This window comes from Croceitalea dokdonensis DOKDO 023 (assembly GCF_001306415.1).
Lineage (GTDB): Bacteria > Bacteroidota > Bacteroidia > Flavobacteriales > Flavobacteriaceae > Croceitalea > Croceitalea dokdonensis.
In genome coordinates this window covers 1-13051 of record NZ_LDJX01000006.1, presented here as the reverse complement: position 1 = coordinate 13051, position 13051 = coordinate 1, and the positions used below count along the sequence as shown (strand labels likewise).

10 protein-coding genes and 1 tRNA gene are annotated in these 13051 nt (G+C 43.5%); 3 read left to right on the top strand and 8 right to left on the bottom strand.

From position 1 onward, the window contains the following. Positions 1-28: 28 nt before the first annotated feature. Together I595_RS12740 and I595_RS12735 are read right to left on the bottom strand one after the other, a co-directional pair. Positions 29-1006: an ABC transporter ATP-binding protein gene (locus I595_RS12740; protein WP_054559826.1), complete on the bottom strand. Its 978-nt coding sequence runs from the start codon at positions 1004-1006 to the stop codon at positions 29-31. 71 nt (positions 1007-1077) lie between these two features. Next, positions 1078-3231: a prolyl oligopeptidase family serine peptidase gene (locus I595_RS12735; protein ID WP_054559825.1), complete on the bottom strand. Its 2154-nt coding sequence runs from the start codon at positions 3229-3231 to the stop codon at positions 1078-1080. 865 nt (positions 3232-4096) lie between these two features. Here I595_RS12735 and ppdK point away from each other — a divergent pair. Next, a complete protein-coding gene (gene ppdK, locus I595_RS12720) occupies positions 4097-6823 on the top strand; it encodes a pyruvate, phosphate dikinase (protein WP_054560074.1) in 2727 nt (908 codons plus the stop codon). A gap of 481 nt (positions 6824-7304) precedes the next feature. Here ppdK and I595_RS12715 read toward each other — a convergent pair whose 3' ends face one another. The 6 genes from I595_RS12715 to I595_RS12685 form a co-directional block, all read right to left on the bottom strand. After that, a complete protein-coding gene (locus I595_RS12715) occupies positions 7305-8072 on the bottom strand; it encodes a UDP-2,3-diacylglucosamine diphosphatase (protein ID WP_054560073.1) in 768 nt (255 codons plus the stop codon). 37 nt (positions 8073-8109) lie between these two features. Next, positions 8110-8532 (bottom strand): DUF3592 domain-containing protein, encoded by a 423-nt coding sequence (locus tag I595_RS12710; RefSeq protein ID WP_054559822.1) that lies wholly within the window; start codon positions 8530-8532, stop codon positions 8110-8112. 186 nt (positions 8533-8718) lie between these two features. Continuing rightward, positions 8719-9195 carry a DUF4199 domain-containing protein gene (locus tag I595_RS12705; RefSeq protein ID WP_083467600.1) on the bottom strand — a complete coding sequence of 159 codons (477 nt, stop codon included), beginning with the start codon at positions 9193-9195 and terminating at the stop codon, positions 8719-8721. Positions 9196-9229: 34 nt separating this feature from the next. Continuing rightward, positions 9230-9997, bottom strand: coding sequence for an enoyl-CoA hydratase/isomerase family protein (locus I595_RS12700; RefSeq protein ID WP_054559821.1), 768 nt, complete (start codon positions 9995-9997; stop codon positions 9230-9232). 200 nt (positions 9998-10197) lie between these two features. Beyond that, complete coding sequence (locus I595_RS12690) at positions 10198-11538, bottom strand: MATE family efflux transporter (RefSeq protein WP_054559819.1); 1341 nt, start codon at positions 11536-11538, stop codon at positions 10198-10200. Between the two features lie 4 nt (positions 11539-11542). Then, a complete protein-coding gene (locus I595_RS12685; protein WP_054559818.1) occupies positions 11543-12043 on the bottom strand; it encodes a GNAT family N-acetyltransferase in 501 nt (166 codons plus the stop codon). Between the two features lie 53 nt (positions 12044-12096). Here I595_RS12685 and I595_RS12680 point away from each other — a divergent pair, with 53 nt between their 5' ends. Both I595_RS12680 and I595_RS12675 read left to right on the top strand, forming a co-directional pair. Next, positions 12097-12894: a universal stress protein gene (locus I595_RS12680; RefSeq protein WP_054559817.1), complete on the top strand. Its 798-nt coding sequence runs from the start codon at positions 12097-12099 to the stop codon at positions 12892-12894. Between the two features lie 53 nt (positions 12895-12947). Next, positions 12948-13021: transfer RNA gene (locus I595_RS12675), tRNA-Ala, on the top strand. Positions 13022-13051: the final 30 nt, after the last annotated feature.

Genomic DNA, 13051 nt, shown 5'->3' with positions numbered 1-13051 from the left:
ATTTTGTCTAAAGTTAAGCACAATTGGGCTAAGGGTTCAATCGCTTATTTACCAATTGTAAGGATACATTTAAAAAAACCTGTGTGTTTACCTGCAGCGCATTCCTATTGGTAAAAAACACGCTAAAACCGGTATTAGATAATCCTTGTATCAAATAATGGCTCCCTTTAAAGTGATTGTTTACCACATAAACCTCAAAACCTTGGTTGGGGGAAATCATAAATTCATGCGGGTAAATGAGGATGGATTTATCTGTTTCACTATATTCCTTCAGTAGTGTAATGGGAACCTTGTTCACCACACCAAAGAGTGATGCAACATATTTTTCTTTTGGTATTTGGTATAATTGTACCGTTGGCTCATGGGCTAGGATTTCCCCATTTTTTAGTACAATGGTCTCATCGGCGAAAGCAAGCACATCATTTGGGTCATGACTTGCATTGATTACCGTTATTCCCTTTTCCCTCAAATAGGGGAAAAGCTTATAGCGCAGTTCATTTTTTTTAAATTGGTCTATACTACTAAAGGGCTCGTCCAAGAGCAACACTTCCGGTTCTTGTGCCAAGGCCCTGGCAAGTGCCACCCGTTGTTGTTGTCCGCCGCTTAGGTTTTTTACCTTAACATGGGCAAATTCTTCCATTTCAATAATGTGGAGCAGCTCGGTAATACGGGCCTGGTGGCTGTCCATTTCAAAAGCGGAAAGATGTTCAGCTATGTTTTCGGTGACTGTGGTAAAGGGCATTAAATCAAAGTCTTGGGCTACATATTTCATGTATTTTTCCCCCGGGACCAAATTATAGTTGGGCCCTAAAACCTGTTCTTTTCCCCAAAAAACCGTGCCTTTTTCCAATTCCAGCAATCCATAGATGGCTTTGAGCAGGGTACTCTTGCCAGAGCCACTCTCTCCCATAATGGAAAGGTGGGTCCCTTTTTCAATGGAGAACGAGACGTCCTTTAAAATAGGTTTGTTTGCATAGGAAAAGCTGATGGAATCTACTGCTAGCATAGGAAACGGATAAAAGAAAAATCCGTTCCCAAAGAAACGGATTTTTGCGCTGTACTCGGTAACTGATGGTTTTAATCTTTGAACTCCTTAATGACCGCTTGATTTGGCAGTTGATCAAAACCCATATTGAATAAGGTAAACCCAAAGATATCTGCATATTGTTCAATGGTTTTGCTTACTGGGGTTCCAGCCCCATGGCCTGCGTTGGTTTCAATCCGTATCAACGTAGGATTCTTGCCTGCCTGTTTTGCCTGTAGTTCGGCAGCAAATTTAAAGCTATGCGCAGGCACAACACGATCATCATGATCACCGGTGGTGATTAAGGTGGCAGGGTATTCCACGCCTTGTTTTACATTGTGTACGGGAGAGTATCCCTTTAAATAAGCAAACATTTCCTTATTGTCCTCTGCAGTACCGTAGTCATAGGCCCATCCCGCACCTGCGGTAAAGGTATGGTAGCGCAACATGTCCAACACGCCAACAGCGGGTAGGGCCACTTGCATTAAATCTGGTCTCTGTGTCATGGTAGCGCCTACCAAAAGGCCCCCGTTGGAGCCTCCGCGGATGGCAAGGTATTCTTTTGAGGTGTAGTTGTTTTCAATAAGATATTCCGCCGCGGCAATAAAATCATCAAATACGTTTTGCTTTTGCATTTTTGTACCGGCGTCATGCCATTTTTTACCATATTCCCCACCTCCGCGTAGATTGGGCACGGCATACACCCCCCCTTGCTCCATCCAGACTGCATTGGTGATGCTAAAAGAGGGCGTTAAACTGATATTAAACCCGCCATAACCATAAAGAATAGTGGGGTTCTTTCCGTTGAGTTCAATACCTTTTTTATGGGTAATGATCATAGGTACTTTGGTGCCATCCTTAGATTCATAAAATACTTGGGTGGACTCATAATCCGATGGATTAAAATCTATTTCTGGTTTCCAATACTGCTCATATTCCCCTGTTTCCACATTGTATTTGTAAGAGGAGCCCGGTGTGCTGTAGTTGGTAAACGAAAAATAGAATTCCTTATCCTCTTTTTTACCACCAAAACCGCCTGCACTACCCACTCCGGGAAGCTTTACCTCACGAACTTGTTTTCCGTCCATATCATACTGAAATACTTTTGAAATGGCATCAACCATATATTCTGCAAAGAAATAGCCGCCCCCACTACCAGCGGTGAGAACATTTTTGGTTTCCGGGATTAAGTCCTTCCAGTTTTCTGGATTGGGATTAGAGGCATCCGTAACCACAATTTTTTTGTTGGGTGCGTTTAAATTGGTGACCAGAAACAATTTGGACCCTTCGTTCTCCAACAGATACGTGTCAGAATCAGTATGGTCTAAAATAGTGACCAGCTCGCTGTTTGGTGTAGACAGGTCCTTTAAAAACAGTTTGTTTCCTGAAGTTGATATGGAGGCACTGATCAACAGATAACGTTGGTCCTCCGTTAGGTATCCACCAACATATCTGTGTTTTTCTTCCGGGCTGCCACCAAAAATCAATTCATCCTCTGATTGGGGCGTGCCAACTTTATGAAAGTATAATTTGTGCTGGTCCGTTTTGGCAGAAAGCTCACTTCCCTCCGGCTTGTCGTAGCTGGAATAATAGAATCCTTCATTGCCTTTCCAGGAAACACCGCTGAATTTTATATCTACCAAGGTGTCTTCTACCTGTTCTTTGGTTTCCGCATTGATTACAATGGCCTTCCGCCAATCACTCCCACCCTCTGATATGAGGTAGGCGGCCATGGAACCATCTTTTGTAAAGCTTAGGCCGGCCAGTGAGGTGGTGCCATCTTCGGAAAAGGTGTTTGGGTTTAGAAATACCTCTGGCTCCCCATTTCCCTTTTTTCTATAGACCACATATTGGTTCTGTAATCCATCATTCTTATAAAAATAGGTGTAGTTGCCCTCTTTGAACGGGGAACCCAATTTTTCATAGTTCCACAGTTTTTCCAATCTGTTTTTTATGTCTTCACGAAAAGGAATGCTATCTAAATATCCAAAAGTAGTTTTGTTCTGTGTTTTAACCCAGGCTTCGGTTTCTGGACTTCTGTCATCTTCTAGCCAACGATAAGGATCTGGCACTTCCGTTCCAAAATAGGTATCTACGGTATCAACTTTTTGTGTAGTAGGATAATTCACAACAATAGGTTCTCTTTTTTTATTGGTTTGACAGGCGATAAAAGTTACCCCTATCAAAAACAGGGTGATTTTTTTCATTTTCAAGTTCTTTAATTTCCCGAAAATAATGGAAAACAAGGGAATAGTTACAGGGATGCTCAAGGCTTAACGTTTTTTTAGTTTCTGGGTCTTTGGTTAGTTTTTGGTTCTCTTGGTTAGGGTTTAAATCCCAAGAGGGGTTCATTACGTTGCCAGACCGTTTTAAATGCATTTTCCAATACATAATTAACCGGGGCAACCCCGTTTCGCACTTCATCGAATAAAAGAAAATACCTTTGGTTGGCTCCTGCGATCTCTTTAGCTTAGGGAAGCAGTCCACCAATCGTAACCGGAAAGGGAATTCATTTATCCGGGTCAGCTGTCGAAAGGTGGACTGTTTTTTATCAGCCTAATGGCTTTGGACATCCAATTTTTCTAAGGAAAGTATTTCCCCATCAAAGACCGCATAGGTATAGTAATGGATCCAATCCCCCAAATTAATGTACTTGGACGTTTCATTCATCTGTATTTCCAAAGGAAGGTAGTGGCGTCCAGCCAAAAATTGTCCGAGTGTGGTGTTCCTGGTTTTCTATTGGCGTACTGGACCAACCACTCTTTATCCGCCCCAAGAAATATAGCGTTCCGTCCCCAGAGATTATGGTATTGCCTCCAAGCAGCGATTTCCCCACATCATCACCGGGGCCAACAAAGATCACCCTCTACCTTTTGTACAAACTTTAGGGATAGGTTCCGTGATTTGGATGAGACATCCAAAAAATAATCCTAGCCGGAAAACGGATGGCCAAGGCTATAGCTATTTCTATCTAAAGTATTGAAAGTAATGCCATTATATGACCAATGTCATAAAATATCCTTTGGATAGCTTCTAATTTTGACGGATAAGTAAATGACAAAAACCGTAAATATGGAAACAATAGTAAACACCAAAAAACAAGTCTACCATTTTGGCACCCAAAAGACCGATGGGGATAGAACCATGAAGAACCTATTGGGCGGCAAAGGGGCCAACCTTGCCGAAATGAGTAACCTGGGGATTCCCGTACCACCAGGATTTACCATAACCACGCAGGTGTGTACCACCTATAATGAGATTGGACGGGACGGTGTAATTCAATTATTAAAGGAGGAAGTGGAGGCCGCAGTGGCTGGGATTGAACATATAATGGAAACCACTTTTGGAGACAACAAGAACCCTTTGTTACTTTCTGTCCGCTCAGGCGCAAGGGTTTCCATGCCGGGTATGATGGATACGGTGCTGAACCTTGGTTTAAACGACGATTCCATTTTAGGATTGGTAGCGCGTACCAAGAATGAACGTTTTGCGTGGGATTCTTACCGGCGCTTTGTACAGATGTACGGTAGTGTGGTTTTGGGAATGAAACCAGAAACCAAGGAAGATGAAGATCCTTTTGAAGAAATTATTGACCGCCTAAAAGCAAAAAGACACATTAAGCTAGATACCCAGTTTACGGTCCAAGACCTGCAGGATTTGGTGTATGATTTTAAGGATGCCGTGAAAAAGAGCACAGGACATGATTTTCCATCCGATCCCTGGGAGCAACTGTGGGGGGCGGTAATTGCCGTGTTTAATAGCTGGAATGGTGATCGTGCAGTGGTGTACAGAAAATTAAATGGCTATCCAGCGGACTGGGGCACTGCGGTGAACGTACAGGCCATGGTTTTTGGTAACATGGGAGAGAATTCAGGAACGGGCGTTTGCTTTACAAGGGATGCCGCAACCGGTATGAACGAGTTTAATGGGGAATACTTGATCAATGCACAGGGAGAGGATGTGGTTGCCGGTGTACGTACCCCACAACAAATTACCCAAATAGGCTCTAGAAGATGGGCCGAGTTGGCGCAGATCGAAGAAACCGACAGGTTGAACAATTACCCTTCTCTAGAAGAACTGATGCCCACCATGTATAAAGAGCTTTATGGCTATCAAGAAAAGCTGGAAAGGCATTACCATGATATGCAGGACATGGAATTTACCATTCAAAATGGAAAACTTTGGATTTTACAGACCCGGAATGGCAAACGTACCGGTGCTGCCATGGTAAAAATTGCCATGGATTTACTTAAAGAGGGAGAGATTACGGAAAAAGAAGCTCTACTCCAAATAGAAGCCAATAAATTGGACGAATTGTTGCACCCTATTTTTGATACCAAAGCCTTGAAACGGGTTAATATCATTGCACAAGGTTTGCCTGCTTCTCCGGGTGCGGCCACAGGGCAGATTGTGTTCTTTGCAGATGAAGCCGCCAAGTACAAGAACGCTATTTTAGTGCGTATTGAAACCTCGCCAGAAGATTTAGAGGGAATGCACGTGGCCAAGGGTATTTTGACCGCTAGGGGCGGGATGACCTCCCATGCGGCCGTCGTTGCCCGTGGCATGGGCAAATGTTGCGTTTCTGGGGCCGGCGCATTGAAAATCAACTACAAAAAACGCACCATGACCGTTGGGGACCATGTCTACCAAGAAGGAGACTGGATTTCCCTTAACGGTTCCAAAGGCCATATTATTGAAGGTAAGGTAGCCACAATGCAACCGTCTTTAAGTGGTGAGTTTGGCGAGCTCATGGAGCTTTCCAATAAATACGCCACCATGCAGGTACGCACCAATGCGGATAGCCCAAAAGACGCCAAGATTGCAAGGGATTTTGGTGCACAGGGTATTGGACTTACAAGAACGGAACACATGTTCTTTGAGATAGACCGTATTAGGGCTATGCGCGAAATGATTTTAGCGGATACCGTTAAGGGCAGAAAACTGGCCTTGGAAGAATTGTTGCCCATGCAGCGACAAGATTTTGAGGGTATTTTTGAGGCTATGCAGGGCTACCCTGTAACGGTAAGGCTTTTAGACCCCCCATTGCATGAATTTGTCCCTCACCAGTTGGCCACGCAAAAAGAGCTGGCCGAAGACTTGCACATATCCTTGGCAGCGGTCAAAAATAAAGTGGCAGAGCTACAGGAGTTCAACCCCATGTTGGGCCATAGGGGCTGTCGCTTGGGCATCACTTATCCAGAAATTACGGAAATGCAAACCCGTGCCATCATGGAAGCGGCCTTAAACCTTAAATCCAAGGGAATAGAGACCAAACCAGAAATCATGGTGCCATTGGTGGGTGCTGTGGCAGAGTTTGAGAGTCAGGCCAAGTTGATCAGGGATACCGCAGAGACCGTCTTTGCCGAAAATGCCGATACCGTAGAATTTACCGTGGGTACCATGATTGAGGTGCCAAGGGCGGCCTTAATGGCCGATGCCATCGCCGAAAAGGCAGACTTTTTCTCCTTTGGAACCAATGACCTTACCCAAATGACCTTTGGATACTCTAGGGATGACGCTGGCAAGTTTTTGTCTGTTTATCTAGAAAATGGTATCCTTAAGGACGACCCCTTTGAGGTTTTGGATAGGGAGGGAGTGGGACAATTGGTGGATTTAGGCACCAAACGTGGCCGTAGTGCCAAGCCCAATTTAAAAGTGGGTATCTGTGGAGAGCATGGCGGTGAGCCTTCTTCCGTGATATTCTGTCACGATACAGGAATGGATTATGTGAGCTGTTCTCCCTTTAGGGTGCCCATTGCTAGAATTGCTGCGGCACAAGCCGCCATTCAAAACCAATAATCATACAAAATTTCTGAACAACCCCTGCAAGACATCCCTTGCAGGGGTTGTTTTTTTTATCTGTTCACATGGTACCAGCCCTATTCTCCATCTTTGATGATAGGGAGAATAGACTTCATGTAAAGGGAGTAGGTAGGGATTAAAGACCATATTTATTTCAGAAGTTCCAAATCACCATGTATAGGCTTGCCAACCTATGGTAGACTAAGGGCAATATGCCGCCTTATGGGGACACCCCTTTTTAGAAGAGGGTAATTGTTTAGGTGATTTAAAGCATAGTTTTAGGAAGGTACGGCAGGATTAGGGGAGCAATCCATTAGCAACATCAAATGTTTTCTCCTCTGCTTGGCACAAAAAACAAAATTACATGTTTAGGGCAACCGTTATCGTTTATCACAGAAATACAGTCCTCCGACCGTAAATGAAAAGGAAATTCATTTATCTGGGTCAGCTGCCGAAAGTTGTACTGTTTTTCATCAGCCTAATGGCTTTGGACATCCAATTTTTCCAAGGAAAGTTTTTCCCCATCAAAGACTGCATAGGTATAGTAATGGATCCAATCCCCCAAATTAATGTACTTGGACCTTTCATTGAGCTGAATCTCCAAGGGAAGGTGGCGGTGGCCAAACACGAAATAATCGGAGTGCTGGGTTTCCAGTTTTCTTTTGGCATACTGGACCAACCACTCTTTGTCCTCCCCCAAAAATGTAGCATCCCCATCCCCAGATATCATTTTATTGCTTACGGACATGTATTGTCCCAATTGTACCCCTAGGTCTGGATGTAACCACCGGAACAACCATTTACATAAACCGTTGGTGAACACCTTTTTCATGCGTTTAAATCCTTTGTCCCCAGGGCCAAGACCATCTCCATGTCCTATAAAAAAAGAGGTATCGTTAATGGTGATCCGTTGTGGGGCGTGAAAAACAGGAATGTTTAGCTCTTCCTCAAAGTAACCATTCATCCACAGATCATGGTTGCCTACAAAATAAGTGATTTTGATACCGGCATCAGACAGCTCCGCCAGCTTTCCTAATGTACGGGTAAAACCCTTTGGAACCACCTTTTTATACTCAAACCAAAAGTCAAACAGGTCTCCCATCAAATAAATGGCAGCCGCATCCGCTTTAATCCTGTCTAGCCATGCCACAAACTTTTTCTCACGGGGAAGGCTTTGGGCACTGGTGGGTGCGCCTAAGTGGTTGTCGCTGGCAAAATAGACTTTTTTGCCTTGTTCAAGGGTCATGGTTTTCATTCCGTTTCAAATATAGCCAATGAAACCATTAGAAAAGCTGGTAGGCTAAATAAGCACCACCGATGACCAAAAATGGTCCGGCAATCATGCCTAAAATAACACTGCCATTATAGAGTCCCCAGAAGGAGATCACCTTCATCTTAGAAGAATCGCTTTTATCATAGACAATCTTTACTTTTTCACCAATATCATAGGGCGCTGGATAAGATTTTACCTTGCTGGTATACCTCTTTAGATCTTGTCTGCGGTCCATATACTCAAATACTGGGGCGTACATGTTGTTGTTTTCGCCTCGGGTAACCACAAACTCTTTAATGGTAGCCGTGGTTTTGATGCCATTTTTTAACAGGCTATGGGTTTTCTGCAATTGCCCAAAAGCGGTATACGCCAAGAGAATACCTATGGCAAATAAGAGACCGTAAAATAATAGCCACCAATTTATGCTGTTCATGGGGTTTAGCGTTTAAACCTTCTGTTGTTTCTGATACGGGTAAAAATGTAAACGCCTATGACCAGCAATGCCAGCATGGGCAGCATAAGGTCGCTATTGAGTACCGATAAGATCTCCATAGTTTTTATTTGGTTGCCGTTTTGGACGTAGTATGTTCGCTATACTAACAACGGCAGATACTAAGCTTTATTTTTTGCGAACGAACAAAGCAACTATGGCAGCGGTCACTACGCCCATGGCCAAAGCGCCAAAGGTGGACTGTATCACATAGCTATTAAAATTAAACCAGGCTTCCGCATTTTCGGGTGTCATTCCTACGGTGTTGACGGCATGTTCTATGGCGTTTTTAAAAAAATTGGGGGTGATGAACTCATGGGTAAGGTACTGGGCAAGCGGTGCTAAAATAGCAACGACCACACTTATGACAATACCAGAGACAAAGCCTTGGGTCCATGTCATTTTACCGTTGAGGTCCTTGTTGCGTTTTTCCAAAAGTGCAAAAACAAAAATGGCCACGGCAATGATGGCAAAAAAGTTGGTGTATATGGCATGTTTGGCTATATGGGTGTCATGCCATCCAAGGGCCTTTTCTAGAAACATCCATGCCAGTTGGGCCAGGGTGAACAGTATGCCCCATTTTATTTCGGTTTTAAATTTTTTCATGATGTTTTCATTAATGGACCTTAAGGTAACAAAATTACTTTTTAAATGCCGCAAGAGCTTCTTTGGTGTTCTGGGACATGGCCAATTTACCAGACTGTGCCGCACGCTTGATCAGCAGGTCAGACCAATGTTCTGTTCCTTCCCAAAGCGCAGATTTCATTACGGCCAATGCCTCTGCATTAAATGATGCCAGTTTGGTGGCGTGATGCTCCAATTCTTTGTCCATTTCCGCAATGGAGTCATATACTTTTGAATACAATCCCTTTTCTTTGGCCCAATAGGCATTTTTCCATTCTGTGGGATGCAGTGCCATTTCTGCCAAGGCGGATGTGCCTACTTTGCGTTCCAAGGCGGGAGCAATGACCAAGGGAGCAATGCCAATGGAAATTTCGGACAATTTAATGGACGCCTCTACTGTGGCATAGACATAGTCACAGGCCGATGCCAGTCCTACGCCACCACCAACGGTTTTCCCTTGAATTCTGCCAATAATGGGTTGTTTGCAGCTGCGCATTGCGTTGATCACATGGGCAAAGCCGCTAAAAAATGCCTTCCCTGTCTCCAAGTCCGAAATGGCCAGCAGCTCATCAAAAGACGCTCCGGCACAGAAGGCCCGCTGCCCTTCGGACTTTAAAATAATAACGGCTACATCTTTATGGGCAGAAACCTTAAAAAGCTCATCCGTCAATCTTTTTAAAAGTACTGAGGTGAACGAATTACTGGCAGGATGGCCAAATTCTATGGTGGCAACCCTATTGTTAATGGCGGTGTATAAACTTCCGTTTTTTAATGATGTTGTCATGTTTTGCGTTTCAATAGTCCAAGTGGTATTCCTTTTCTGTTGTTGATTGTTGGTTGTTGGTTGTTGGTTGTTGGTTGTTGGTTGTTGGTTGTTGGTTGTTGGTTGTTGGTTGTTGGTTGTTGGTTGTTGGTTGTTGGTTGTTGGTTGTTGGTTGTTGGTTGTTGGTTGTTGGTTGTTGGTTGTTTCAGAACCGGTCTAAGTTAACCTTTTTGAATCAAGGGTTTAAATTTTTTGCGAAACTTCCAGACTAGGGCACCGCCTCTAATTGCCATCCAAACCACAAATGCGATCCAAATGGCATAAAAACCCAAACCTGCCCACTTCCCTAGGTAAAGTGCGGGTAAAAAGCCCAAAAAAGTTGCGGACAATAGCACATTTCTTAGATATTTCATTTCTCCCAAACCTTTAAAAAGTCCATCAAAAACAAAGGCCAAGGTGTTTATGGGCAATCCTAGGATAACGATGAAAAAGATGCTGTAAAAGGTTTTTAGGACGATGGTTTCGTTGGAGAAGATACGGCCTAATGGATGATAAAACAGCAACCCGATTAGCATTAAAAAGAGGCTTACCGCCATTCCGTATAGGACAATTATTTTGGCAAGCTCCCAAAGACCCTTATAGTCTTTTTCCCCCAATAGCTTACCTCCCATACTGTTGCCGGCAGCCCCATAACCATCAATAAAGAAAGCAGAAAACAACCATAAGTTTATCGCAATGGTATGTGCGCCAATAAAACGGTCCCCCAGTGCCGTTGCTTCCCTAACCGCAGTAATCAGGGCAGTGTTCAAGGCCAATGCGCGTACAAAGAGGTTGAGGCTCATAAAGATCAGCCGCCTCAACTCCTTATTAAAAGGCAGCCGTAGTTTAAGTTTAATATCAGTTTTGGCATTAAGTAGAAAAAACACTAAAAAGGCCATTACGCCTTGGGAAATGAGACTTGCCCAGGCAGCCCCCTCTAGATACATGGCAGGGACCAGGCCATCTATCCCATAAACCATAATAAAATCGAGCACAATATTTAAAACAGCACCCACAATGGCAATGATCATAGGGTAAAAGGTATTCTGCAACCCCCTAAAAATCCCGAATACCGCAAAAGTGAACAAGGTCAACGGAAACCCCCAGACCCTTATGGAATAGTAAGAAATGCAATATTCCAAAATTTTACCGCTTGCCTCAAAGAGCATAAAAATTTCCTCGACGATAAAAATAGTGCCGAGCAGTAAGACCAAGCTTAACAATAGATTTAAAAAAATAGCTTGTGCCGGTAAATCCTCAACTTCTTTGATTTTACCAGCGCCCAAGTATTGGGAGATTATGGCAGAAATGGCACTTCTTGTTTGGCCCAAGACCCAAATTAACATGGAAAGAAAGGAACCTACTATACCGGCGGCAGCCAAAGATTCCAGTCCGTCCACCGGAATGTTCCCTACAATGGCCGTATCCGTTATGGACAAAATGGGCTCCGCAATCCCGGAGATGGTGGCAGGTATGGCCAGCCTATTGATGTTTTTAAAAGTGACCGCTGTTTTTGAAATCATTAGGCTACAAAACTAGTTCATAGCAATGAAAGGGGTCTTGGCTTTGTTTGGGGAAATAAATGTCCCCCAACTTTTGGTAGCCCCTGGTTTCATAAAACCTTTGGTTTCGTTTGTTTTGGGAAAAAGTGTCCAATCTTACAGAGGCAGCCTTATTTGTTTTGGCCATGTTCTCCGCAAAATCCATTAATCTGCGGGCGTGGCCACGGCCTTGTACATCTGGATGTACGCAAAGCCTATGGATGTAGTAGTTGTTTATGGATGGTGTTAACCAACGGATAGGAAGGTACTCCGTATCCATTTGGGTAGAAACCACCACTGCGCCTATGATACGTTCTGTTTCCAACAAAACATACAGTTCTTGCCGGTCCACATCCCGTAAAAAAGCAGCTTCGGAAGGGTAATGTTCATTCCATTGGTAGATGCCCTGGGATTGCATAAATGTGGCACATGCCTTGGTAATGGAAACAATCTGGGTTATTTCCGGTAACTTTGCCAGTCTAATCATGGGAAAAACTTGATTAAATTGTAAATTTAAAAGATTAACTTAATAACCATACCATGAATAATATATTGGTTCCTTTGGGCACCTCGCCAGATTCAAAAGAAACATTACAATATGCCGTAGATTTTGCCGCTGACTTTGGGGCCAAGGTTTTTATAATGGATGTGTACCAGATAGTGGGCACAGCTGGCAGCCTTGGAAATGTGGAGAAGAAGGTGCTTGCCTCCAATACGGAAAGAATTAAGGGCATTGTGGCAGAGATGGAGACCAAAGGTGTGGACATTAAAATAGCCTCCTATAATGGTGACATTATCGACGGCTTAAAGGACATCTCCAAAAAGCTTCAGATAGATTTAATGATCATTGCCCCCAAGAGCAATGATAGTGATGAAAAGATGTACTTGGGCAATACTACTGGCAGAATGGTGAAGCAAACGGATATCCCTACCTTAATCGTTCCCAAGGGAACCGTTCACCAACCCATTAAAAGTATTTTAACCGCTTTTAAGTCCGGAATATTAAAACGGTCTAAAATCTTGTTTCCTTTGATCGAGATTAAAAACAAATATGCATCTGAGGTAAACTTACTGCTGGTGAAAACCCCGGGATATACGGAAGACGATTTAAAGATAAACACGGCTTTACTGGATGTTAGCAGAAATTTGATCATTTCAGAAAACGCCACCACCTACCATGGGGTATTGGAACATTTTCAAAGTAAAAATCCGGATATGCTTTGTGTTTTTAGAAGAAAACGGGGCTTTTTTAAAAAATTATGGGAAAAGAGCACCATTCTTAAATCGGAATTTCATGCCACCATACCTGTTTTGGTGTTGAGCGTAAAAAAAGACTAATGGAATATGTTTTGAAGTTGCGTTAAAATGTATTTCCTTTGCGCAAGCCAAATGGGGGATTAGCTCAGCTGGCTAGAGCGCTTGCCTGGCAGGCAAGAGGTCACCGGTTCGACTCCGGTATTCTCCACTTAATAATCATAGGCCTTCACAGATGTGG

Excerpts from the sequence above, each read along its gene's own strand:
- I595_RS12710 (WP_054559822.1), bottom strand. The coding sequence starts at position 8,532 with ATGAACAGCATAAATTGGTGGCTATTATTTTACGGTCTCTTATTTGCC.
- I595_RS12700 (WP_054559821.1), bottom strand. The coding sequence starts at position 9,997 with ATGACAACATCATTAAAAAACGGAAGTTTATACACCGCCATTAACAAT.
- I595_RS12735 (WP_054559825.1), bottom strand. The coding sequence starts at position 3,231 with ATGAAAAAAATCACCCTGTTTTTGATAGGGGTAACTTTTATCGCCTGT.
- I595_RS12715 (WP_054560073.1), bottom strand. The coding sequence starts at position 8,072 with ATGACCCTTGAACAAGGCAAAAAAGTCTATTTTGCCAGCGACAACCAC.
- I595_RS12690 (WP_054559819.1), bottom strand. The coding sequence starts at position 11,538 with ATGATTTCAAAAACAGCGGTCACTTTTAAAAACATCAATAGGCTGGCC.
- I595_RS12740 (WP_054559826.1), bottom strand. The coding sequence starts at position 1,006 with ATGCTAGCAGTAGATTCCATCAGCTTTTCCTATGCAAACAAACCTATT.
- ppdK (WP_054560074.1), top strand. The coding sequence starts at position 4,097 with ATGGAAACAATAGTAAACACCAAAAAACAAGTCTACCATTTTGGCACC.
- I595_RS12685 (WP_054559818.1), bottom strand. The coding sequence starts at position 12,043 with ATGATTAGACTGGCAAAGTTACCGGAAATAACCCAGATTGTTTCCATT.
- I595_RS12705 (WP_083467600.1), bottom strand. The coding sequence starts at position 9,195 with ATGAAAAAATTTAAAACCGAAATAAAATGGGGCATACTGTTCACCCTG.
- I595_RS12680 (WP_054559817.1), top strand. The coding sequence starts at position 12,097 with ATGAATAATATATTGGTTCCTTTGGGCACCTCGCCAGATTCAAAAGAA.